This window comes from Pseudomonas fluorescens, assembly GCF_001648775.1.
Taxonomy (GTDB): Bacteria; Pseudomonadota; Gammaproteobacteria; order Pseudomonadales; family Pseudomonadaceae; genus Aquipseudomonas; species Aquipseudomonas fluorescens_M.
In genome coordinates this window covers 45,946-66,843 of the sequence record NZ_LVEJ01000013.1, presented here as the reverse complement: position 1 = coordinate 66,843, position 20,898 = coordinate 45,946, and the positions used below count along the sequence as shown (strand labels likewise).

The 20,898-nt window shown below is 59.0% G+C and carries 18 protein-coding genes; 5 read left to right on the top strand and 13 right to left on the bottom strand.

The genetic code is table 11. The features are described from left to right. Positions 1-19: 19 nt before the first annotated feature. The 3 genes from A8O26_RS13740 to A8O26_RS29785 form a co-directional block, all read right to left on the bottom strand. Complete coding sequence (locus A8O26_RS13740) at positions 20-2,401, bottom strand: DUF3772 domain-containing protein (protein ID WP_064118517.1); 2,382 nt, start codon at positions 2,399-2,401, stop codon at positions 20-22. 72 nt (positions 2,402-2,473) lie between these two features. After that, the gene (locus tag A8O26_RS13735) at positions 2,474-2,932 is read right to left on the bottom strand and encodes a metallophosphoesterase family protein (RefSeq protein ID WP_064118516.1); all 459 of its coding nucleotides are present in this window, start codon (positions 2,930-2,932) and stop codon (positions 2,474-2,476) included. 101 nt (positions 2,933-3,033) lie between these two features. Then, on the bottom strand, positions 3,034-3,531 hold the full coding sequence (locus A8O26_RS29785) for a hypothetical protein (protein ID WP_155740661.1): 498 nt from the start codon (positions 3,529-3,531) through the stop codon (positions 3,034-3,036). Positions 3,532-3,658: 127 nt separating this feature from the next. Here A8O26_RS29785 and A8O26_RS13730 point away from each other — a divergent pair, with 127 nt between their 5' ends. Both A8O26_RS13730 and A8O26_RS13725 read left to right on the top strand, forming a co-directional pair. Then, positions 3,659-3,982 (top strand): hypothetical protein, encoded by a 324-nt coding sequence (locus A8O26_RS13730; protein WP_155740660.1) that lies wholly within the window; start codon positions 3,659-3,661, stop codon positions 3,980-3,982. Between the two features lie 426 nt (positions 3,983-4,408). Continuing rightward, a complete protein-coding gene (locus A8O26_RS13725) occupies positions 4,409-5,116 on the top strand; it encodes a class I SAM-dependent methyltransferase (RefSeq protein ID WP_064118514.1) in 708 nt (235 codons plus the stop codon). Between the two features lie 14 nt (positions 5,117-5,130). On the opposite strand, the gene A8O26_RS13720 is transcribed toward A8O26_RS13725, so the two are convergent. Then, positions 5,131-6,033 (bottom strand): LysR family transcriptional regulator, encoded by a 903-nt coding sequence (locus tag A8O26_RS13720; RefSeq protein WP_064118513.1) that lies wholly within the window; start codon positions 6,031-6,033, stop codon positions 5,131-5,133. Between the two features lie 124 nt (positions 6,034-6,157). On the opposite strand from A8O26_RS13720, the gene A8O26_RS13715 reads away from it, so the two are divergent. Further along, on the top strand, positions 6,158-7,570 hold the full coding sequence (locus tag A8O26_RS13715) for an aldehyde dehydrogenase family protein (protein WP_064118512.1): 1,413 nt from the start codon (positions 6,158-6,160) through the stop codon (positions 7,568-7,570). Positions 7,571-7,648: 78 nt separating this feature from the next. Here A8O26_RS13715 and A8O26_RS13710 read toward each other — a convergent pair whose 3' ends face one another. From A8O26_RS13710 to A8O26_RS13690, 5 genes are all read right to left on the bottom strand, one after another. After that, positions 7,649-8,845, bottom strand: a complete 1,197-nt coding sequence (locus A8O26_RS13710; RefSeq protein WP_064118511.1) for an MFS transporter — start codon at positions 8,843-8,845, stop codon at positions 7,649-7,651. A 24-nt stretch (positions 8,846-8,869) separates the two neighbouring features. Continuing rightward, positions 8,870-10,036, bottom strand: a complete 1,167-nt coding sequence (locus A8O26_RS13705; protein WP_064118510.1) for a saccharopine dehydrogenase C-terminal domain-containing protein — start codon at positions 10,034-10,036, stop codon at positions 8,870-8,872. Continuing rightward, positions 10,033-11,943, bottom strand: coding sequence for a class I tRNA ligase family protein (locus A8O26_RS13700; protein ID WP_064118509.1), 1,911 nt, complete (start codon positions 11,941-11,943; stop codon positions 10,033-10,035). The genes A8O26_RS13705 and A8O26_RS13700 overlap by 4 nt, the downstream gene beginning before the upstream one ends. A 114-nt stretch (positions 11,944-12,057) precedes the next feature. Continuing rightward, positions 12,058-13,344 carry an ATP-grasp domain-containing protein gene (locus A8O26_RS13695; RefSeq protein ID WP_064118508.1) on the bottom strand — a complete coding sequence of 429 codons (1,287 nt, stop codon included), beginning with the start codon at positions 13,342-13,344 and terminating at the stop codon, positions 12,058-12,060. Positions 13,345-13,398: 54 nt separating this feature from the next. Further along, positions 13,399-14,685, bottom strand: a complete 1,287-nt coding sequence (locus tag A8O26_RS13690; protein ID WP_064118507.1) for a lysine N(6)-hydroxylase/L-ornithine N(5)-oxygenase family protein — start codon at positions 14,683-14,685, stop codon at positions 13,399-13,401. Between the two features lie 445 nt (positions 14,686-15,130). Between A8O26_RS13690 and argG the strand changes: the two genes are divergently transcribed. Continuing rightward, positions 15,131-16,462, top strand: coding sequence for an argininosuccinate synthase (gene argG, locus A8O26_RS13685; protein WP_064118506.1), 1,332 nt, complete (start codon positions 15,131-15,133; stop codon positions 16,460-16,462). Positions 16,463-16,624: 162 nt separating this feature from the next. After that, positions 16,625-17,206 carry a hypothetical protein gene (locus A8O26_RS13680; protein ID WP_064118505.1) on the top strand — a complete coding sequence of 194 codons (582 nt, stop codon included), beginning with the start codon at positions 16,625-16,627 and terminating at the stop codon, positions 17,204-17,206. Between the two features lie 32 nt (positions 17,207-17,238). Here the strand turns inward: A8O26_RS13680 and A8O26_RS29190 are convergent, their stop codons facing one another. The 4 genes from A8O26_RS29190 to A8O26_RS13665 form a co-directional block, all read right to left on the bottom strand. Further along, positions 17,239-17,397, bottom strand: a complete 159-nt coding sequence (locus A8O26_RS29190; RefSeq protein WP_064503199.1) for a DUF2986 domain-containing protein — start codon at positions 17,395-17,397, stop codon at positions 17,239-17,241. A 162-nt stretch (positions 17,398-17,559) separates the two neighbouring features. Further along, the gene (locus tag A8O26_RS13675) at positions 17,560-18,468 is read right to left on the bottom strand and encodes an alpha/beta fold hydrolase (RefSeq protein ID WP_064118504.1); all 909 of its coding nucleotides are present in this window, start codon (positions 18,466-18,468) and stop codon (positions 17,560-17,562) included. Between the two features lie 122 nt (positions 18,469-18,590). Further along, positions 18,591-20,132 (bottom strand): class I SAM-dependent methyltransferase, encoded by a 1,542-nt coding sequence (locus A8O26_RS13670; protein WP_064118503.1) that lies wholly within the window; start codon positions 20,130-20,132, stop codon positions 18,591-18,593. A 60-nt stretch (positions 20,133-20,192) separates the two neighbouring features. Continuing rightward, complete coding sequence (locus A8O26_RS13665; protein ID WP_064118502.1) at positions 20,193-20,882, bottom strand: phytanoyl-CoA dioxygenase family protein; 690 nt, start codon at positions 20,880-20,882, stop codon at positions 20,193-20,195. Positions 20,883-20,898 lie beyond the last annotated feature (16 nt).

The following is a 20,898-nucleotide window of genomic DNA, read 5'->3' as shown; positions in this document are numbered from 1 at the left end:
CAGATACAACACTTTGCCCTCAAGCACTCGCCGGCGGCTTCGCCAATGCAATCCCCGCCGCCCCCAAACGCCTGAGAATCTCGAACAGCAGATCACTCTTGGTCACCCCGACAATCCTCGGGCTGCCGACATAACCGGTCACCGTCAACGTGATGCCGTCCGGCGACAACTTGCTGAAGCGCACAAACGGCGCCGGTTTCTCAAGGATGGTTTCGTTTTCACGATAAGTATTGAGCAGCAGGTCCTTCACCTCTTCAGGATCGATATCCAGCGGAAACACCAGCTCCAGTGACGCCACGCCCTGAGCACTGCCGCCGAGTGTGACGTTGCGCAGGTTCTGCGAGATCAGTTGTGAGTTCGGCACGATCACAATCGAACGGTCGCTGAGCTGGATCTCCGTGGCGCGCACATTGATCCGGCGGATATCGCCCTCGACGCCGCTGATGCTGATCAGATCGCCGACCTTCACCGGTCGCTCCGTCAACAGAATCAGTCCCGACACAAAGTTCTTCACGATCTCCTGCAAGCCAAAACCGATGCCCACCGACAGCGCACTGACGATCCACGCCAGATTGGTCCACTGCACGCCGAGCGACGACAGCGTCAGCAGAATCACAAAGGCGTAACCGATGTTGGAAAACAGCGTACTCAACGAGGCGCACATGCCCGGGTCCATCTCGGTCTTGGGCAAAAACTCATTGTCGAGCCAGCGGCGCAGGGCGCGGATCAGCCAGATACCGATCATCAACGCCAGCAGCGCGTTGAGCAGATGCCCCGGAACGATGTTCAGTTTGCGCAACCCGGCGCCGCCGAGGATCGCCATGATATTGGTCGCCAACTGCCCGAGCGTGGTGCCGATGCCGCCGACGAACAGCGCGATCACCGCCAGCAGCAACAACCCGGCGCGACTGAAACCGGACAACAGAATCGAGATCTGATCCAGCCGCCGATCGCCAATGCCGAGCAACTGTTTAAGCGCCTTGCCGCTTGCGTGTTTGGGCGAAAACAGATGCTCGCAGCCATCCTTGAGCACCTGAATCAATAGATAGAAGCCAGACAGCACGATGTACGCCCACACCAGTTCATAACTGATGAAGCGCGCGAGCGACACGTAGCCGGCAAGCAAAGCAATCACCGAAACGAACATTGAAATGGTCGCAACGGTGTAAATCACCCCGGCAAACGTACTGCCCGCCTGCGGGTCATTGGCGGCGACCAGCGCTTTGCGCACCTTGCCGACGCGCAACAGCAGCGACGTGACAATCACCAGCACTACCAACGAAATCACTCCGCGCCCGGCAATCACAATCTGGCTACTCATGCCCGTGGCATTGCTCACCTGCACCAGCGTCACCAGCACCAGCAACGTGCAGGACAGAATGCGTGGATAAGGCTTGAGTGCGTGGGCCACCTGATCGGCAATCGCTGGCAGCCGCCACGAAGGATGCTGCGTCGACAACAGCGCGCGGCTCAGCCCGGTGATCAGCACGCAGGCATACACGACCTTTTCGAACTCCTCGGAAAAGGTCTCCAACACCGGCGGTAAAGGTTGGTGGCGGGTGCAGGCGTAGAACAGCAGTTGCAAGGCAAACGCCGTGGTGACAATGGTTGCCAGCGCCGACGCAAACGCCAGCGCACTGCGGCGCAAACGCCCCTCGGGCATGCGATGAATGCATATCCAGGTCAAACCACGCTCGGCCAGCCGGCGTCCGAAGGTCCAGATGAGCAGCGCCAGCAACACCAGCACACTGGTGTAAAACCGCTCCCCCGGCGCCCACACCGTCGCCCAGGTATCACGCACCTGCGCGACAAAAAAACTCAGGCGCTGACGATCATCCGCCGTCGGCCGCACCAGTGGCGACCAGAATGCCGGACTCAAGACACTCTCGGTGCCCAGCGTCAGCTCGCTTTCCAGTAACGTGCGTCGAATCCCGGCAATCTGCGTAATCAGATCCGCCGCACTTTGTTTCAGCGCTGCCAGACTCTTCAACGTCCCGTCGACTTTGTTTTTCTGCTCCGTCAACGACGCACGCTGCGCGACAATATCCGCCTGCTCAGCCGCCACTTCAGTCCCCGGCGCCGCGCCCAACACGCCCAACTGCACCGCCAGTTGCGCCTGCTGCGGCAACAACGCCGCCGACAACTTATCGACATCCAGAATGAACGCCTGCACCCGATCCTGCGGACCTTCCAACTGGTTGTAATTATTCGCCGCAGAAATCTGCTGCTTGAGCCCATCGAGACGTTGCTGCAGCGCTTGCAGATCACTCTGCGAAATCACCGGCAGCGGCGCCGCCGCCGTGACGGTGGGCGCCGGAAAACCGGCTGCCCACGGCGAAGGACTGCCACCGATGAGCAGAACGAACATGACCAAAAACAACGACTTCAAGGTGTTGCGCATGGGCCGGACCGACTCTCGATAAACACACAGTCTATGAGGTTAGGTGATCAGGCCGGATGGGGCGGAAAAGTTTCACGGCAGCAGGTGGATGAGCCGGGGTTGCAGGGCGTCTGCGCTGACTTCGAGCAAGGCCAGCGTCACCGGCAGTTTGAAACGCCGCCGGCCAGCACTGCCCGGATTGAGGTAGAGACGGTCGTCGCGCCATTCGATCAAGGGCTTGTGGGAATGGCCGGTGATGATCAGTTTGATGTGGTCAGTAAGGAGGGCGGGAACGTCGGCGATGTCGTGAGTGAGCAGGGTTGGCCAGCCGTCGAGGTCGAGGGTGAGGTGGTCGGGAATGTTTGCGGCCCAGGGGAGGGTGAGGTCGTTGTTGCCGCGCACGGCGTGGAGCGGGGCAATGGCGGCGAGTTGGCTGAGGATCTCGGGCGCACCGATGTCACCGGCATGGAGGATGAGGTCGCAACCTTGGATGGCGGTCAGGGCTTCGGGGCGGAGGAGGCCGTGAGTGTCGGAGATGAGGGCGGTTTTCATGGGAGAGAGTAGCAGTCTTGGATGGCTGCCTTGGTCAGAAGCAGCGCTCGCTCAGTGAGTAGTCAAGCAAGCAGTATAGTAATACATACATAAGCGATTAGTTAACTCAAAACAATGACGCCATTCTTTGGTATGTTGATAAATGGCAATGACCCACACTGCTTGTGATGAATATCCAACGCAAGGGCTTCGTACCAGTGTAAATATCCGTTGAGCATATGTTTTGGCAAGTTTGAAGTGGCAAGGGGAAAGAAGGAGACGTACATTTTTTCGTTGTTTCTTTCGTGCCAGCGCCAACCTGCTGAATGTCCTCGTGCCCTTTCACCCCAGAAGCCGGCAGACCAACCAAACTGCTCCATTCGAGATTTGAATGAACTTGTTTGTCCGATATATTTAATGGCCGGATTATCAGGGGAAGCCTTTCCAGTCGCTCTCCATGCAATGCAATAAATTCCTTTTGATGTGGCAATTTCCCCAAGTACAGGATCTATGTGTATTGATTTTTTTCCAACACCAGGCCAAAAGCACTTATGTATATCATCCCAAGAGTACCAGCCTGAACCATGTGCATCGAGATCAAACGTAGTTGGAGTATTCATATTTTATTAATCCTTGGAGAATGCTTATCCCTGTGCGATAGGCGGGAAAGTCGAGGTGGTACAATTTTACTGAGTGTAGTAGCCTTGTGCTACTTCTGTCTGTAAATTTATTGAGGTATAAGCTCTGATGTCACCAACAGATCCTGTTAGATACTATGAAAAATATGCGCCGTCCGCTATGGCGTTGTTCAAAAATGCGGCGCTGGCAATATTGGTGTCATTCGCCTTGGGGTGGGTGTATTCAATGTACTTTATGGATGTTCCAGTAGACTTGGCGAAAGAGAAAGAAGCTGCTTTCAGACAAGGTATTGGTGTTGGTATTGGTCTTATGTGTCTCTCTCCCTTGTTTGTTTTTATATTAATAGTCAAGTATGTTTTTGATTTGTTCAGGGCGAAAAAGCTTGCGATGGAAGACTACACAAAAGAGTTGAGTGAGAAGTATAAAGAGTAGTGTCGAAAAGGTTCCTTGCCCAAAACTGAAATCCGATCCTCATCACCGCTTGTCAGGATTACGGATTTAATCCAAGTGGCGACGAGCGGATGCATCACCACGCAATCTATAAAAGCCAAAAATTCACAGCCGTCGCCTGCTCCTAAAGGGGCGTGCTTCAGGCGTCGGCAGTGAGGTGACGCTGATACATCTTCACCCTCATCGACTCTGTCTTGACCGATCGGGCCTCTCAGGGCGGAGTTGAGGTGGTCGACCGCGGGGAGTTGCTGCTAGAGGTCGATGCCAACCTTCATCGGGGTTTGACCCGATGCAGCAGCAAATAAGTTAACGGCCCATTCCCCCCAGGAATACAGCGCATAAAATTTATGAATTTTTCTTATCTAGCCCTACGGCGTAACGTCCTCCAAAAGCCAAGGAGAATCGCCCGTGACCTCAAGCGCCGCTGAAAAATTCGACACCTCGCGCGCCAGCGAATACGCCCGGCAAAGCCGCATCGCCCTGGCCGGTTACGACGCCTGTCACGATCTGGCCGCGTGCATGTTGGCTGCCACGCTTGGTTCCTCTCGGGCGGCCAGGGTGCTGGTGGTCGGCGCGGGTGGTACGGCGCAGGAGATCATCGCGATGGCGGCGCTGGAACCCGACTGGCGCTTCACCGCTATCGATCCTTCGGTGCCGATGCTGGAAGCCGCGACACAGCACTTGCAAGCCAACAATTTGCTGCACAGAACCGAGGTGCATCTGGGGCATGTCGAGGATTTGCCGGCAGACGAGTCCTTCGATGCGGCAACCTTGATCGGTGTGCTGCATCACCTCAACGGCGATGAAGCCAAACAACAGATCCTGCGATCGATTCAGGCACGCCTGAAGCCGGGTGCACCGCTGATTATCGCGGGTAACCATTACGCTTACGCCAGTCAGCCACTGATGCTGCAAGCGTGGGGCCAGCGGTGGCGGCAGCAGGGCGCCAGCGCAGAGGAAGTGCAGGCCAAACTGGGGAAGATTCTCCAGGGCGCCGATCCGCCGCATTCCGAGGCAGCGATTCAGGCGTTGCTGCATGAGGCCGGGTTTGGCGCGGCGACGCGGTTTTTCAGCAGTCTGTTCTGGGGCGCATGGCTGGCGTGTAAATTGCGCTGAGCGTTCTCGCCATTTCAACGCTGAGCGGGTCGCAGCTCATGCACCAGATCAATCAGTGCGCGCAATCGCGCTGGCACGAAGCGATGGCCCGAGTAGTACAGCGTCAATCCGCCAAATGCCGGGCACCACGGCATCAGCAGTGGCACCAGGGCACCGCTTGCCAGTTCTTCCTGGATAAACCACTCGGAAATGAAACCGATGCCAAGGCCGGACACCACGGCCTGCTTGATCGCCAACACTTCGTTGGACGCGAAGCGCACGGGCAGTTCCATTTGCAATTTCTGCCCGTCCCGCTCCAGTTCCCAATGGTAGAGCCCGCCGTGGGCCATGCGCATGCCGATGCTCTGGTGGGTCAGGAGGTCTCGCGGGTGTTCGGGCACGCCATGGCGGGCGAGATACTCCGGCGTTGCCACCACAAACATGCGGATGTCGCCTGACAACGCCACGGCAATCATGTCTTGCGGTACGGACTCGGCCAGGCGAATTCCGGCGTCGAAGCCCCCGGCGACGATGTCGACCATGCTCGCCTCGCTGACGATGTCGATACGCACGTCGGGATAGCGCTCGGCGTACTGCTTGAACAGTGGCTCCAGCAGCAGGTAGGCCGCGCCATACGGAGCATTGATGCGCAGCGTGCCGCTGGGCTCATCGAGGCCGACGCTGGCTTCTTCGCCGGCACTTTTGATCTGCGCCAATGCCGGGGCAATGCGCTCCACATAGCGTTGCCCGATGTCGGTGAGGGCCACACTGCGCGTCGAGCGATTGAACAGGCGCACCTTCAGCCGCGCTTCCAGTCCGGCCACCGCGCTGCTCACCGCGGTGGTGGACATGCCCAATTCCTGTGCCGCGCCACGAAAACTGTTGCGGCGCGCCACCGCTAACACGACTTCCAGCTCGGTCATTCCTGTTCTGTGCATTAATTGTCCTGAAAATACGGATACTTCATAAGGTAAAGAGTGGCTTATCGGAATAATAGACCTTTCATAGACTCCCGTTCACAGAAGCTCGATCCAGTCGGGCAGCACTCAACCAGGAGTCGTCATGCAACGCATTGAACACATCTACATCAATGGAGAGTTCGTCCTTCCTCATGGCCAGGAATGGTTCGACCTGCATAACCCGAGCACCGAGGAGGTCATCGGCCAGGTTCGCTTGGGCGATGCACTGGACGCGCAGCGCGCCATCGCCGCCGCCAAAGCGGCGTTTCCGGCCTGGGCGCTAACCACCCGCGAGGAGCGTATCGCGGCGCTGCAACGCATGCACCGGGCGCTGGCGGCCCGGGAGCAGGAATTGCACGAAGCCATCCTGGCCGAGTACGGCGCCCCTGCGGTTCGCGGACGCTGGATGGCGACTTATCCGGCAGATGTGATCGCGCAGGCCATCGATGCACTGCAAGCGTTCGAGTTCGAGGAACAGGTCGGTATCGCCACGGTCGTGCTGACGCCCGTGGGCGTTACCGGTCTGATTACGCCCTGGAACAGCAATGCGGGCTTCATCTGCAGCAAGCTGGCCACCGCACTCGCAACAGGTTGCACCTCCGTCATCAAACCCAGCGAAATGAGTGCGTTGCAGACGCAGGTTGTGCTCAGGGCTCTGCACGAAGCGGGGCTGCCGCCGGGTGTCTTCAACATCGTCAACGGCCGCGGCGATGTGGTGGGCGAGGAAATCGCCCGCCATCCCGATGTGGCCAAGATCTCGTTCACCGGCTCCTCCGCTGTCGGCCAGCATCTGCTCAGAACCAGCGCCGACACGATGAAACGCGTAACGCTCGAACTGGGCGGCAAGTCCCCGACCGTGGTGCTCGATGATGCCGACTTCCCGGCGATCATGCCGTTGGTGCTGCAAGCCGGGTTTCTCAACAGCGGCCAGGCTTGCATCGCCGGCACCCGGATCCTGGTGCCGCGCACGCGGTTGGCAGAGTTCGAGAAAGTGGCGCAGGCGCACGTCGCACAGATTCAATCGGGCGATCCGCGCAAGGCTGACACGGACATCGGCCCGATGGTCAGCCAGAAACAATGGGAGCGGGTACAGCGTTACATTCAACTCGGCCAGCAAGAGGGCGCACGATTGCTGGCCGGTGGCGAAGGTCGACCAGAAGGTCTGCACGCCGGCTGGTTCGTCAAACCGACGATTTTCACCGATGCCAATAACCAGATGCGCATTTCCCGTGAGGAAATTTTCGGCCCCGTGCTGACGATCATTCCCTACGAAGATGACGCTGCAGCGATCAGTATTGCCAACGATACGGACTATGGCCTGAGCGCACTGGTGCTGGGGACGAACACCGAACGTTGCGGGCGTATCGCCCGCCAGATCAATTGCGGACGTGTGCTCATCAACACGCTGGCCCACGAACCGCGCGCACCGTTCGGTGGGTTCAAGCACTCAGGCCTTGGCCGCGAAATGGGCAAGTGGGGCATGAACGCGTACCTGGAGCCGAAAACATTGATCTGACCCGACGCTGATGATGAAACGGGTGGTGCAGGATCGGCCGCTGCCGTTGTGACGCCTGCAACAGCGGCCATCCCCGCTTCACTCGGTCTGCATGCGTCGGCAAAGCAACAGACCCACAATCGGCAACACGATGAAGGTCACGCCGAGCAGCAGCACTTCATTGCCGGAGAATGACGAAGCCAGCGAATTGACGGCAAACGCCAGGGCCATTTGCGAACAGGAATAAACGGCACCGGCGGCGCCGCGCTTGTCGGTAAAGGGTGTCATCGAAATCGCCGATGCGCAGAGCACGATGAACGTATAGCTGAAAAATACGCCCGACACGCTCGCCAGAAAGGACAACGTCGACAGGCCCCAGAGCCGGCTGAGGATCAGCAGTGAAGCGCCGCAGGCGAGCAGAATGAGCAATCCCAGGCGGATTATTCTGATCATTCCGTACTGGCGGATAAGTCGCGGCAGCAACGAGCGACTGATCAGCAACCCCGCACTGACCAGCGCCGTGACCCAACCGTACAGCGTCGGTGAAAAGCCGAACTGTTGCTGCAACACGAACGGACTGGTTGCGGTGTACATCACGAAGCACGACATGCCGATGCCCGCCAGTGTCGCGGCGCAGACGAACGTCGGGTTTTGCAGGACGAACTTATAGTTCGCGATGACATTCCCGATGCGCAGGTTTTTGTTTCGGTAAGCGTTGGTTTCCGGGCACTGCGAGGCGTACACCATCAGCATTCCCGCCAGCAGAATCGCCAGCGTGATGAAGTTGGCCCGCCAGCCAAACCACATTTCGATGAAGCTGCCGATGACCGGGCCGAGCACGATCGACAATCCGGTGAACAAGGTGATGTAGGAACTGGTAATCGCGTATCGATCGGCGCGCACAATGTCCGAAAGCACGATGCGCGACAGCGCCAGGCATACGCCGCTGCCGACCCCCTGAATGAAGCGTGCACCCAGGAAAGGTCCGATTTCGGACAGTGACGCACCCAGCAGATTACCGAAGATGGCGATGACCAGCCCGGTCAGGACGACGGGCTTGCGGCCATAAACATCGCTGAGCGGGCCGTAGACCAGCGCGCTCAGGCCGATGCCGAACAGGAACACCGAAATCGATGATTGCATCAGCGACTGGGTGGTGTGCATGTCCTGCATCATTCGCGGTAACGCGGAAAGGTGGATATCGGTGCCCAGCAAACCGACCAGCAGCAACAGGGTGACGATCGTCACGACTTTCAGTTCGGGCCGGGTCAGTGGGATAGGTAGGGTGGCGGTCATGGACGTCCTGTCGAAAGTATGGGGTTAGAGAGATACGTCATGAGGCTGTACTGACGAGCGTACGCTGCACTTCACGTATTGCTGATACGCCGCCAGCAGTTCACGCGTTGCCTCGCCGTCATAAAACTCATGGCTGAGGGTCAGCCCCGCTTGGTATGACGCCGGGTCGTGCGCAACCCGACGTGCCGACCACGCGGCGAGGAAACTGGTCAGTTGTGCCATGCCGGTCAACCCCGTGTCGTCGTCAAACCGGGAGATGATGCGCAGGGTCGTGCGGTCACCCGAGACCAGCTCGGCCACCACTTCCACAAAGCTGACGTCCGGGCGGTTACGCGCGAGCCTGCCGTTGCGCACCAGGATGTCGTGCACCAGATCGCTCGGTGAGACGGTGCTGCCAGGCAATGCCTGCTCATCGAGTAAACCCAACGCGATCAGGCTGCGCACGCTGTCATGAAAGCCCGGCCAGCGGGCGGTCTGTTGCTTGATCGTTGGAATGGCCTGCAGGTGCGGCGAGCGCAAAAGGTAAGGCGAAAGACCGTCGTGGTAGACCTCAAGCAGGCCCACCTCTTCGATGAACCGGGACTCTTTCATGTCGAAACGCAGGCAATGCCCGAGGTGGCCGTCGAGCTTCATCAGCGCTTTGCGATTGAGCGCGGGCAGGCGATCACCAAACAACAGATCGTAGTTCAGTGGCGGCGTGGGATGCTGCGGGACGCCGCCGCAAAACGCGCTCAGACTCTTCACCATGCCCGGTTCGTAGCGTGCCGCGAGGTCGTGCATCAGCAGTTCGACGAGGCCCGGTTCCACGCCGAATCCGAAGAGCAGGGCGGCGTTACGTTCGAGCAAAAAGCCTTGCAGCGCTTCGTGCGCGGCGAAATCGTCGTAGCTGGGGCGGCCGAGGCTGACGAAAACCGCGCGACCCTTGAACAAGGCGTAGTTGCGTTCATCGGTGACGAAGGCAATGGTCGCCGGCCCGCTGAGCGCCAGTAGCACCACGTCCAGTTCATGGGTGTCGAGATGGTCGACGACATGCAAGGCCGGATTGGCCTGCTGAATGTCACTTTTGAGTTGCGCCGCCTTGCGCGCATCCAGATCGTGAACATGCAAGGTGTCGAACCCCAGTTGGCCGATGTGCAACGCCAGCGGAAAACCGAGATTGCCGCAACCGATCAGTGCGATGGTCTTTTTCATGCTTGCGCGACCTTTTTCTGCAGGCTGCTCAAGACCTCGACAATTGCGTCGATGCCAGTCTGGGCACGCTCGGTGATGCGTACGGCACGGCGCTCGGCGTGCCATTGCGTGCGCTCTGCGCCGAGGCCGCTGAAGAGTTGCGTCGCCAACTCCGGCATCGCCGGAAACAGGCAGTAAGCCAGGCACTGATAGGCATGCAGGATTAACGCGACCTTGGTGCGCAACAGGTTGCGATCATCGCGATAGGCGTAACTCTGGCCGATGTAGTCAGCGATTACTTCCAGCAGATAATCAATTCTGTGGACGGCGGCGCGCGGCGAGTGATGCGCGTAATGATCGAGGCAGTAGTCCATGGCCGCGCTCAGTTCACGATAAAACGCGATGTCCTGCTTCAGCCACGGCCCGGCCTCGATCGGGCCATCGGCAAAGTGTGCGACGAGTTCGCGGCCATTGGCGAAGACGTCGATCAGCGTGTGCACAAACCGCCGCGAATAGTTGCCAAACTCAGCAACGCGGAAGTTGCTTTCGCCGGTCGGGTTGTGCAAATGGCACAGATAAAGGCGCGCCAGATCGGCGGGGTAGGCCTGCAAAAAATCGTTGGCCCATATCGCGTGATTGGCACCGGTAGAAAATTTGCGGTTATCCAGCAAGCTGAAGTGGTTGATGGCGGCGACCGGCAGTTGCGCATCGGCAATGCCGAGAACTTTCAACACGTACGGCAGCAGAATCCCCGAACCGCAGAGGTTGTCGAAGCCGCAAAAGAACAGGTGTCGGGTAGCGACAGGGTAAAGCGACAGGCCAAAAAACGATCGGAGTGCCCGCTCCATCACCACGGTCAGCACTTGCTCGCCTTTCACGGGCACGCCTTGACCGCGCAAGGACGACACCGGGATGTCGTGAAGGGCGCCGGCATTGATGTATTCCAGCAAACGGTCGTAGCAGATACGGCTGGCAGCGGTGTTGTGGCTGTACAGAAGTGCCGCTATTTCACCGATGATCGAGTGGTCGAGCCGCAGATACAGACGCTCGACCTTGCGCTGCACGAGCGGCTCTTTTGTCAGCGAATGAACCGGTTCGAGCAGGTTGCATTCATCCTGATAGAGACCGCAATTTTCGCACTCCATGGCGATGGTCATGCTCGCGCAATGCGGACACTGACCGGCGACGTAGCTCTCGCAGACAAACTGCTGCAACGCTTCGCTGTAAGGATGATCGACCGTGCGCGCGATGAGGAAACCGGATTGCATCAACAGATCGATGAACCTCGTTTTTGCCTTTTCGAAGCCTTGCGAAACCGGAAAATGCGGCAGGAAAGCATCGTACTGGATGTGGAACATCTCAAGGTCGTTGCCGATGACGCCTTCGCAACTGGCCACCAGCGCGTCGTAGGTCAAGCCTTTGGCGGCGGCGGTTTTGTCGATGTGATTGGTGTGGCCGTACGTTCCGCAGTAGGCAAACGAGTCGATGCCGGTCAGTTCGCAACTGCGTTTGAGAACGTCCGCCATGAGGTATGCGCCCGACAGATGCCCCAGATGCAAGGGGCCGTTAGGCGTCGGGAATGCCGTCTCGATCAATACGTGCTCGTCGGCTGGCGAGCGGGAATCGTGTTCATTGGCGACCGCACTCCAGTCGACGAACCAGTGCGAGGTGAAGCGCAAGTCTGCGTCGCCCTGATTTTCGACCGTGTGCTCTTCGAACGGCATGAAAAGCACATGATCGCCGGCACGGATCGTCACGCGTTGCGCGCCCGACGTCAGCACGCCTTCACCACTGAGCACTGACCAGCATTCGCGGTCGTGGTGATTGTGGATGTTGGTCTTTTTCGAGGGGGCCAGGGTGATCTCGCGAACGTTTACTTGCCCGGATTGCAGATCAAAGGATGACGGAAAGGTACGGGTAATTTTCATAAGCCTGCACACATGAAATGAGGTCGCGGCGCAGCCGTGGCCCGTCCTGTCTGTTATCGACTGGAAGAGGAGGGCGACGGCCTGGTTTATTGAATCCTGATGCTGGCAGTGGCCTCAGGGGCGCAAGAGCATCGTTTCGTACAGCTGGCGTTCGTTGCGCCGTACGCGTTGGTAATCGCGTTCGATGGTTTCTGCATCATCGCTGACCATATACAGATGACCCGGCCGGTCGTGGCCTTGAGAGCGGTCGGTCTTGTACAACCGATCGCCGTTGCCAACCCGGAACAGCACACTGCGCACGGTCTCGATATCGAGCAGCAGATTCAGCTCAGGTTCGCGCAGCACATCGCCCGTGATGTCGGAGGACAAGTAGACCTTTCTCGCCGCTTTGCTCTTGGGATTGGCGCCACGTGTACGCGTCACGAAGGCCTGGGTATCGAGCATCGCATCGGCAAGCAGTGAGAGTTGGGTCAGGCTGTGGGTGTCATACAGGACGGAAAAGTCGACGTTGCCGGACATGCGTGCAGCGACTTCGATAAGGCAGGGGCCCTCATCGGTCATGCGCAGTTCGAAATGCGCGGCGCCGTAGCGAATGCCGAGCACATCACAGACCCGGCCGACATATTCGCAGAGTGAATGGTGGAGGGCGCTTTCGCGACTCACCAGGTCCGCGTGGCTGTCGTTCGAGGGTGCATCGTCGTTCTCTCGGGTTTCGCCCCAGGCATCGCAGACATAGTGATGCCCGTCCGAAGAACAGGTGTTGACCAGGTATTGCTTGCCGTCGAGGTACTCCTGCACCAGCACCTTGTTGTAGGTTTCGCTGAAGTCGTCGAAGAGGCTTTTCGCACCGAGAATCGAATCGAAGGCGTCAGCAATCTGTTGGCGTGTTTTGCAGTAATGCACGCCATCGGTGTTGGCGCCCGCTTCCGGTTTCAGCACGATCTGGGCACCGATCTCCTCGTGGAATGCATAGATCTGTTCCAGGTCATCGGTGAGCAGCTGTCTGGCCGATTTCAGTGCATGGCGCCGCAGCGTGTCGTGCATCAGGTATTTACTTCTGCGCGCGGTGCTCAGGGCGCCAAGGTTGCGTGGTGCGTCGAGCATTTCGGCGAGTTTGTCGGCAAACAACACGCAAGGTTCACACCCGGCAATCACGGCTTTGACATGACGCCCGCGCAGGGCAGAGATGAATTGATCTGCCTCCTGTTCCGACGCCAGCAAGTGATTTTCGGCGTAATCGAGCGGGTTGAATGTCGGCTTGAGAATCGGGTGCTCGAGAGCGTCCACGGTACAGACGTGGATGCAACTGAAACCCAACCCTTTGAACAGCGGTGCAAGGTGACGACCGCTCGACAGGCCACCGACGATAACGATGACGTCCTTGTTGACTAATCGGCTCACGATTTGATCCTTGTTATTTCAATGATGAGACTGCGGTTGCGCAACGTCGGCGGCTCAACCGGCCGCCAGGGGTTGCCAATTGACAAAGGAGTCATTGTCCATGGCCGTACTGCGCGGGCGGTTCAGTATCCGGTCGATGACGATCTGGCCGCGCCATGCCATCAGGCTCAGGTTCGGATCGGCGAGGCCGCGTTGGCGCCGCGTCGCATTGAGCATGAAGATATGGCGGTCGGCCGGGCCTGACCAAACGGCGGCGTAGTCACGGTCCACACGAATTTCCCCGCCTTCGCGTTCGAGGCGACTCTCCAGCGCCCCCATGAATGGATGAGCGGCCGAGCGGAAACCGGTGGCCCACACCAGCACATCGGTTTCGTGGATTTCTGCGGCTGCACTGCCCGGATGTTGCGCGGCGAGCTTCCACCCAGCGTCTTCGCGCCAGACTTCCGAGACACTGCGTGACGGCATCAGGCGCACGCTCATGGGCGAGTGTTCGATGTAGCGCAGGGTATAAATACGTTGGTAGATGCTGCGCAATGTGTGCTCGGAAATGCCATCGCTGGCGAGTTCATTGCGCTTGAGAAACGCCTCGCGAAAGTTCGCATCCTGGCTATAAAAGAAATCCGAGTGGGCGGGCGTGAAAAGATCGTTGGCAAACGGTGAGTCATCGATGGGCGAGAAGTTTTCCCGACGCGATATCCAGGAAACCTGACTCGGTGCCTCATCGCCCGTGCGCCGCAGCAGTTCGAGCACGATCTCTGCTCCGGATTGGCCACCACCGACCACAACAACCCGCTGACCGCCCAAGTGGCGCGGCTTGTTGGCGAACTCGTAAATATGAAAATGGCTGTCGCTATCGATGTGCGGCCGCGCGAAATCAGGCAGGTACGGTGCAATGCCGACGCCGACAATAATGTGTTTGCACAGTACCTGGCGTTTCGACGTTTGTACGACGAAGTGCGTGCCATCGAAATCGACAGCCTGAACGTCTTCGCCAAAATGAACGTTCTGATTGGTGTGCGCTGCCCATTTGAGATACGCGGCGAACTCCAGACGGGAAATCTGCGCGAACTGGGCGTTGAGGAACGGCAGCAAGCGGCCGTGCTGATGCAGGTACGAGACAAACGAAAATGGATTGGTCGGCTCGGTCAGTGTGACGAGGTCCTTGAACATCGACACTTGCAGGCAGGCATCCGGCAGCATCATGCCGCTGTGCCAGGAGAACTCGGTTTTCTTCTCGAAGAAGATATTGCGAACGTCGCGCAGGCCATACAGTTGCGCAGCAATACTGAGATTCGACGGTCCGCAGCCGATCCCTACGCAATCGTATATCTGGTTTTCCATTTCAACATTCTCCATTGGCTCACCGCGTCGTGCGAGTGAGAACTTTCGCAATCAATAAGCGAGATCAACCAGGAGAAGGCCATTACGGCGCTCTCTTGATTGTCAGCAGATTCGAACTTTTCAGTGACAGGCAAATAGAAGAACTTGGAGGCCGGTCAGGATGTTGTTTTTTGAAGTGACCGGTGGCGGCGTGCTCGGGTTTCAGCGCTAGGGTTTTTTGTAATCATTTGAAATACACACGTCCTTGTGTCGTTATTGTAAACATGCATCAACAATAGATTGGATCCAATATGGACGACGATTTTTCAACCGTCAATGTCCTTGCGAGGCGTATTTAAAAATTAGTCCGCGCGAATATTCAGCGCTGCCAAGGGCACGTTCGGGAGTCTGTGCAACGTTGAAATTCGCGGTATTCTCCTGCTCCCCGACTACAAGGAACTGAGTCATGAGCAACATTCTTGAAAACCTTCCGCTGGGTCAAAAGGTCGGCATTGCCTTCTCCGGAGGCCTCGACACCAGTGCGGCGTTGCACTGGATGCGTATCAAAGGCGCCGTGCCTTACGCCTATACCGCCGACATCGGGCAGCCGGACGAGGACGACTATCAGTCGATTCCGCGTCGGGCCATGGAGTACGGCGCAGAAGATGCGCGTCTGATTGACTGCCGCGCGCAACTGGTGGCCGAAGGCATTGCCGCGCTGCAATGCGGCGCCTTTCACATCACGACGGCGGGCGCGACCTACTTCAACACGACGCCGCTCGGCCGTGCCGTTACGGGCACCATGCTGGTCGCGGCCATGAAGGCCGACGGCGTCAACATCTGGGGCGATGGCAGCACCTACAAGGGCAACGATATCGAGCGTTTTTACCGCTACGGCCTGCTGGTGAATCCGGACCTGAAGATTTATAAACCGTGGCTCGACGCGCAATTCATTGACGAACTCGGCGGCCGTGCCGAGATGTCCGAGTTCATGCAGCAGGCAGGCTTTGCCTACAAGATGTCCGCCGAAAAAGCCTATTCGACCGACTCCAATCTGCTCGGCGCGACGCACGAAGCCAAAGACCTCGAGAGCCTCGACACTGGCATCGATATCGTCAATCCGATCATGGGCGTAGCGTTCTGGCGTGATGACGTGCGGATCGACAGAGAGCGCGTCACAGTCCGTTTCGAGCAAGGGCATCCCGTTGCATTGAACGGCAAGGTCTACAGCGATGCCGTGGAGTTGATGCTCGAGGCCAATCGCATTGGCGGTCGGCATGGCCTGGGCATGAGCGATCAGATCGAAAACCGCATCATCGAAGCGAAGAGTCGCGGCATTTATGAAGCGCCGGGCCTGGCGCTGCTGCACATTGCCTACGAGCGTCTGGTCACCGGCATTCATAACGAAGACACGATGGAGCTGTACCGCGAGAACGGCCGCCGGCTGGGGCGTTTCCTGTATCAGGGACGCTGGTTCGACCCACAGGCGATCATGCTGCGCGAAACCGCTCAGCGCTGGGTGGCGGGGGCGATTACCGGTGAAGTGACAATCGAATTGCGTCGCGGCAATGATTACTCGATTGTCGCCACGCAGTCGCCGAACCTGACCTACCACCCGGAACGCCTGTCGATGGAAAAGGTCGTTTCGACGTTCTCGCCACGCGACCGGATCGGTCAGTTGACGATGCGCAACCTGGACATTGCCGACACCCTCGACAAGCTGCGGATCTACTCCGAAGCCGGCCTGCTCACGGCGGCGAATGCCTCGGTTCTGGCGCAAGAGAAGGGCGACGACTGAGTCGCCAGCCCGGCGATCAGCACGGGCACGCTTCATTCGACGCGATCCAGAGGACGGTTGAGCAAGCGCTCGACCGTCTTGGTCAACATTTGACAAGGAGGGCAATTACTTACTGACTCGCGCTGCGGTATCCTGCGCCGCTTCGTCAATCAAGGAAGAAAAATGCGCGCGTTGTCATTGCTGTCGTCTCTCAAGATCCCGGCCCTGCTCCTGCTGGCCGGGCTCAGTACCGCCTGCTCCAACTACCACTACAAGCATTACCAGGCCGATTGGGCGCCGGAGTCGATGACCCCGTATGACCTGTCCAATCACCAGGCCGATGCGCCGGTGGTTTACTTCGCAACTACGCGCTACCGCGCGCTCGGCGTGCCGTTTCATCGCTTGTTGTTGGCCACGCATGTCGATGACCAATTGCTGGAGGGCGCTGGCCGGCGTTCGATCCTTGACGTGTCCGGCATGCAAGCACTGCGCCTGACGCCGGGCAAACACTCGCTGACGTGGTGCTGGGCATCGATGAATGGCTTGGGCACCGGCGGCGCCAGATGTGGCTTTGAAGCTCGCGATGTCGAGTTCCGCGCAGGCCAGCGTTACATCGTCGACTTCTCCACGCGCGAAGGCATCAGTGGCGCTCGGGGCCGTGAGGTGATGAGCATTGCCGTCGATTCCGAAATTCGCAATCTGGACACTCAAGAAGTGCTGTATCCACCCAAAGGCGTTGCTGAGTCGCAGTTGCAGGCGGATTAACCCGCAGGGCAATCGACGCCTGCAAGCGTCGATCAGCTCTCGGTGGTATCGACGGGTTGCGCAGCGGCCTCTGCTTCCAGTTTCGCCCGGTCAGCCTTGCTGATGTACTTGGTTTTTTTCGGCGCCAGTTTGGCGCTGGCCTTTTTGGCCTTTTCCTTGAACAACTGCTTGAGTTTCTTTTGGCGATTCATGTTTTCTATCCGGCTTACACGTTTGAATATCGGTTAGCGAAGGGCGTGAACGTGCGCGTCAAGGGTCGAGCCCATAAACGAATGGACACTCCACGTTTGCGCCTTTCGCTCGAAAAGGGGCGAATCCTGACGTAAGCCTCGGGCCAAGGCAACGCCAATTCTTCACATCGCGATAAAGTCGCGCACGGCCTTGATGGTCGGCGCGGGTGCTTCTTCCATCAACCAATGGCCCGCCGCCGGAATCACCACCTCGGTGACGTTGTCCGCTGCATTGCGCATGACGATCGCTTCGTTGTTGCCGAAGGACTTTTCACCGCCGACGGCCAGCACCGGCATGCTCAGGTGTTTCTGCAGGACGGGGGCGTTGTCGATGGCATCCTGACGAATGCTGCGAAACTGGGCGAATGCGGCGTGCATGGCGCCGGGGCGCGCATAGAGTTTGGCGTAATGCTGGCGGGTGCCTTCATCGACTTTGGCGGGCGTACCGGCGAATTCATTCCAGAAGCGGTCGAGGTAAATGCGCTCGCGCCCGGCCACCAGACGTTCCATGTCCGCGCCGCCGAAGTCGAAGTGCCAGAGCATCGGCGAGCGGACAATGTCGTTCCACGGCGTGATGCCGGGCACGGGCGCATCCATCACCACCAGCCGCTCGGTGAGCTGCGGATAGCGCGCGGCGTAGGCGAAGGCGACCATGGTGCCAATGTCGTGGCCGATGACCACCGAGTGCTCGATCTTCAGGGTGCTCAACACCTGGCGGATGTCCGCGGCCTGGGTTTTTTTGTCATAGCCGCCGTCGGGAATTGACGACAGGCCCATGCCGCGCAGATCCGGCACCACCACCGTGTGATCGCGCGCCAGGTCTGCTGCCAGCGGTGCCCACATGTCGCCAGTGTCGCCAAAACCATGCAACAGCACCACGGCCGGGCCTTTGCCGCCGACACGCACATGCAGGGTCGCGCCTTCGACTTTGATGTCTTGGGTGTGGAAGGTCGCCGGGAATGGCGTGACATCCGCTTGCGCCGCGAGGCTCAAGGTGAAAAGGGCGAGGCCGGTCAACAGCGTGCGGGTCATGGCGAGTCTCCAGGCGTGATGGCGATGGAGACAGCGTAGACGTATCGGTCAGGGGCGGTGGAATAAACCAGGCCGGTGGCAGCCGATTTCCTGCTTGCATAACTGCGCGCCACCCACCTTGATCAGACGATTTTCAAAGCACTCAGCACGATCAGCGACTGCTCGGCAAATGCCTGGGCCTGTTCGGTCAGCGCGGCAATGTTGGCTTCGGCGGTAGTCAGCGGTTTGCCGTCCTTGAGCAACACTTCGTTTTGATCGGCGATGATGCTCCACGCCAGTTGTGCCCACTCCGCCGGGTGCTGTTTGCCTTGGCGGATCGCAATCAGGAACAGTTGCTGGAAGCGGCTGACCGTGACGCCACCACCGGTGACCGGACTGCTCAACACCTGAATGTCGGCGTTGAACAGCGCGCGCTTGCACAGTTGCAAGTTGAATGCGGCGCAGCGTTCGTACACCAGCGCCTCGGCGGCTTCGCTCTGGCAAGGCGCTACCGCGCCCATGCCGACCAGGATGGCGATGGCCTGTTCCAGATCGTCATAGGCCATTGGCGACACCGATTCGAGCAACTGCTGCAGCGTTTTGGCTTCATACGTCTGGCCCGCGAGTGCATCGAGAACCGGTCCGTAAATTTCCGCTTGCAGTGATGCTTCGCCAGCGGGGCCGGTAACGCTGGACGCGACGTTTTCTGCCGGTTGCATCAGCACAAATCGCGTATTGAGCAGGCGCGACCGGCGCTCGGTCGCGCAGAGCCGGTTGGCACCGCGCACGTACAGATCGCGGCGGAAAGCCTGGTTGACGAAGTAGTCGCGTGCCTGTTCGCGCATCACCGGATGCTCGATAGCGTCGAGAAAGGCCAGGCCTTCGGCGCTCAGATTGAGTGCGTCGACCGAATCCAGCGGCACCGCCGTCGTGACGTAATCGAGCTTGGCCGGGGCCAGCGCATCGACCATGTCGGCGAAATACATGCAGTTCCAGTCGCGATTGAAATATTCGTGGGCGACGTATTGGCGGTCCTGACCTTTGATGGTCTGCAGCCGGGCGCCCAGGCTCGGCGCGGCCAAGGCGTACTTGGGGTTGGCCGCCAACAGCGCTTCGGAAAACTGCAACGCGGCATCGATGCGCTGATCCGGTCGCGTGGAGTGATTGGCAAAACGGTCGTGCAGGCTGAACAATTGGCGCAACGGCGCTGACGGCGACCAGCCGGGGAAGACGTTGTAGCTGACGTACAGGTGGCCACCCGGTTTGAGGTGACGGCGGGCGAATTCGACAATCAGCTTCTGGTTGTCGCGGCTGACCCAGGTCCAGATGCCATGCAGGCTGATGCTGTCAAACTGCGGCAAATCATGGCGCGCCAGCAGCTGTTCGAAGCTGTCGTCATACAGCTTTGCACCGTTGTTGCTGAGCGCTGCGAGTTCAATGGCGTGAGCGGCTTGACCGGGGTGGAAGTCGGTTCCGACGAAGCCGGCAGGGTTGGCCGTGGCGTGAATATTGATTGACACACCCTGACCAAAACCGAGTTCGCAGTGATAACCGTCGGGATTGTCCAGGCTGGCAAAACCGCGCAGCAGCAAGCAGTAACGCTGGAATACCGGATTGATCTCCCGGCTATAGCTGTAGGTGTAGCCTTCGTCGGTGAAATAACCTTCGTTCCAGGCGTTGCTCATGGGTGCAGCCTCTTGAATCGTAAGTGAAAGTGGCTCTTGTACGGAGGTGGACTTTCGCCGCTAAAACCTCTTGGTGTCCACTACGATGTTGTCGGCAGGATCGAACCATTCGATAGGGTCCATGCGGATATTTCGCAGCGCCATGGTCTGCCGGTGAGCCGCGTAGAGCGGCTCGGCGCAGTAGTTGATCAGAATCGAGCGCCGGCGTGCGCCCGACAGATTCTTGCTGCCGGCATGCAGCAGGTCGACATCGAACACCAGAATGTCACCCGCGCGGCCCGTGAGCTGCACCGACCCCGTCTCATCATTGCCATCTACGGGCGGCGCTCCCGGCGCGGGGCGATGGCTGCCGGGGACAATACGGGTCGCGCCGTTGTCGGCGCCAAAATCATCGAAAAAAGCCAGGGCCACTGCACAGTCTCCGGGGCGTTGCGCGGACAAGTCGCGATGCAGTTGCTGATGGCCGCCATCCAGAAGCGGTTCGCGGCCCTCGACCTGGGACAGAAAGAAGCGCTCCGCGATCAGCTCGCCCACCACTGCCAACACTGCTGGCAAGCGGCACACCGCGCGAACGGTTGCATGCTCATCCAGCAGCGAATGGCGCCAGTCATGACCGCGCGGGACGGGCCAGCGATCTGACGGCAACACACCCGCATCGAACGCCTGGCGCAGGTCGTCCAGCCACTTGGCGGGTATAGCGCGACGGAGCAGGGCAAAACCCTGCTGATGGAGCTGTTCACGTTTATTCATGATTGGACGTGTCCGC